Source organism: Dermacoccus sp. GAS27A (genome assembly GCF_044909235.1).
Taxonomy (GTDB): domain Bacteria; phylum Actinomycetota; class Actinomycetes; order Actinomycetales; family Dermatophilaceae; genus Dermacoccus; species Dermacoccus nishinomiyaensis.
On sequence record NZ_JBIYDW010000023.1, the window covers coordinates 1 to 3,188 of the forward strand.

1 rRNA gene is annotated in these 3,188 nt (G+C 54.5%); it reads left to right on the top strand.

What is annotated here, in order from left to right:
* Nucleotides 1-82 precede the first annotated feature (82 nt).
* Nucleotides 83-3,183: ribosomal RNA gene (locus ABH936_RS14015) — 23S ribosomal RNA — on the top strand.
* Nucleotides 3,184-3,188: the final 5 nt, after the last annotated feature.

Genomic DNA, 3,188 nt, shown 5'->3' on the forward strand with positions numbered 1-3,188 from the left:
GGATGGGGTTTGGGTGTGTGGGGTTGTGTGTGGCGTGTTGTTTGAGAATTACACAGTGGACGCGAGCATCTAGTATCTGTGATCTTAAGTTTTTAAGGGCACACGGTGGATGCCTTGGCACCAGGAACCGATGAAGGACGTTGTAATCTGCGATATGCCTCGGGGAGTCGATAAACAGGCTGTGATCCGGGGATTTCCGAATGGGGAAACCCGCCATGAATCATGTCATGGCACCTGCACCTGAACACATAGGGTGTTGGGAGGGAACGTGGGGAAGTGAAACATCTCAGTACCCACAGGAAGAGAAAACAAGAGTGATTCCGTGAGTAGTGGCGAGCGAAAGCGGATGAGGCTAAACCATGATCGTGTGAGACCTGTCAGGGGTTGCGGTTGTGGGGTTGTGGGACAGTGCTGATCCTCACTGACATGAGGGTGCGCAGTAAGAAACCATGTGCGTAGTTGAACAATCTTGAATGGTTGAGCGTAGAGGGTGCGACTCCCGTAGACGAAACGTGTGTGGCTGTGTTGTGCTGTTTCCCAAGTAGCACGGGGCCCGTGAAATCTCGTGTGAATCTGGCAGGACCACCTGCTAAGCCTAAATATTCCCTGGTGACCGATAGCGGACTAGTACCGTGAGGGAAAGGTGAAAAGAACCCCGGGAGGGGAGTGAAATAGATCCTGAAACCGTGTGCTTACAATCCGTCGGAGCCTCTGTGTGGGGTGACGGCGTGCCTTTTGAAGAATGAGCCTGCGAGTTAGTGCTCAGTGGCGAGGTTAACCCGTGTGGGGTAGCCGGAGCGAAAGCGAGTCCGAATAGGGCGTTTGAGTCGCTGGGTCTAGACCCGAAGCGGAGTGATCTACCCATGGCCAGGTTGAAGCGCCGGTAAGACGGCGTGGAGGACCGAACCCACTTAGGTTGAAAACTGAGGGGATGAGCTGTGGGTAGGGGTGAAAGGCCAATCAAACTCCGTGATAGCTGGTTCTCCCCGAAATGCATTTAGGTGCAGCGTCGCGTGTTTCTTGCCGGAGGTAGAGCTACTGGATGGCTGATGGGCCCCACCGGGTTACTGACGTCAACCAAACTCCGAATGCCGGTAAGTGAGAGCGTGGCAGTGAGACTGCGGGGGATAAGCTTCGTAGTCGAGAGGGAAACAGCCCAGATCATCAGCTAAGGTCCCTAAGCGTGTGCTAAGTGGGAAAGGATGTGGAGTTGCTGTGACAACCAGGAGGTTGGCTTAGAAGCAGCCACCCTTTAAAGAGTGCGTAATAGCTCACTGGTCAAGTGATTCCGCGCCGACAATGTAGCGGGGCTCAAGCACATCACCGAAGCTGTGGCAATGACACACTGACCCTTAACGGGGGTGTTGTTGGGTAGGGGAGCGTCGTGTGGCGAGTGAAGCGGCCGAGTGATCGAGTCGTGGATGCTACACGAGTGAGAATGCAGGCATGAGTAGCGAATGACGGGTGAGAAACCCGTCCGCCGAATAACCAAGGGTTCCAGGGTCAAGCTAATCTGCCCTGGGTAAGTCGGGACCTAAGGCGAGGCCGACAGGCGTAGTCGATGGACATCCGGTTGATATTCCGGAACCGGCGAAGAACCGCCCATACTGAACCATGGGATGCTAAACACCCGAACCATGCCAACCGGTCCTTCGGGATCATCTGGTGTGGGGAGCGTGTGACCCGATCGTGTAGTAGGTAAGCGATGGAGTGACGCAGGAAGGTAGCCTCCGCGGGGCGATGGTAGTCCCCGTCCAAGCATGTAGGCCCACTGGTAGGTAAATCCGTCAGTGGTGTGGCTGAGATGTGATGGTGACCATGTATGTGGGAAGCAGGGTGATCCTATGCTGTCGAGAAAAACTTCTAGCGAGGTTCGAGCCGCCCGTACCCCAAACCGACTCAGGTGGTTAGGTAGAGAATACTAAGGCGATCGAGTGAATCGTGGTTAAGGAATTCGGCAAAATGCCCCCGTAACTTCGGGAGAAGGGGGGCCCAAGCCTTGAAGCCCGTACGGGCTAGGGGTGAGGGTCGCAGAGACCAGGGAGAAGCGACTGTTTACTAAAAACACAGGTCCGTGCGAAGAAGTAATTCGATGTATACGGACTGACGCCTGCCCGGTGCTGGAAGGTTAAGAGGACTGGTTAATCACTTCGGTGGTGAAGCTGAGAATTTAAGCCCCAGTAAACGGCGGTGGTAACTATAACCATCCTAAGGTAGCGAAATTCCTTGTCGGGTAAGTTCCGACCTGCACGAATGGCGTAACGACTTCTCCACTGTCTCAACCACGAACTCGGCGAAATTGCAGTACGAGTAAAGATGCTCGTTACGCGCAGCAGGACGGAAAGACCCCGGGACCTTTACTACAGTTTGGTATTGGTGTTCGGTACGGCTTGTGTAGGATAGGTGGGAGACTGTGAAGCATGCACGCCAGTGTGTGTGGAGTCATTGTTGAAATACCACTCTGGTCGTATTGGGCTCCTAACTTCGGTCCGTGATCCGGATCAGGGACAGTGCCTGATGGGTAGTTTAACTGGGGCGGTTGCCTCCTAAAGGGTAACGGAGGCGCCCAAAGGTTCCCTCAGCCTGGTTGGCAATCAGGTTTTGAGTGTAAGTGCACAAGGGAGCTTGACTGTGAGACAGACATGTCGAGCAGGCACGAAAGTGGGGACTAGTGACCCGACGGTGGCTTGTGGAAGCGCCGTCGCTCAACGGATAAAAGGTACCCCGGGGATAACAGGCTGATCTTGCCCAAGAGCTCATATCGACGGCATGGTTTGGCACCTCGATGTCGGCTCGTCGCATCCTGGGGCTGGAGTAGGTCCCAAGGGTTGGGCTGTTCGCCCATTAAAGCGGTACGCGAGCTGGGTTTAGAACGTCGTGAGACAGTTCGGTCCCTATCCGCTGTGCGCGTAGGAAACTTGAGAAGACCTGTCCCTAGTACGAGAGGACCGGGATGGACGAACCTCTGGTGTGTCAGTTGTTCCGCCAGGAGCACCGCTGATTGGCTACGTTCGGAAGTGATAACCGCTGAAAGCATCTAAGCGGGAAGCACGCTTCGAGATGAGGTTTCCATACACCTTGTGTGTGAGAGGTTCCCTAGAGACGATGGGGTTGATAGGCCGGATGTGGAAGACCAGTAATGGTTGTAGCTGACCGGTACTAATGAACCGATAACTTATTATCACACT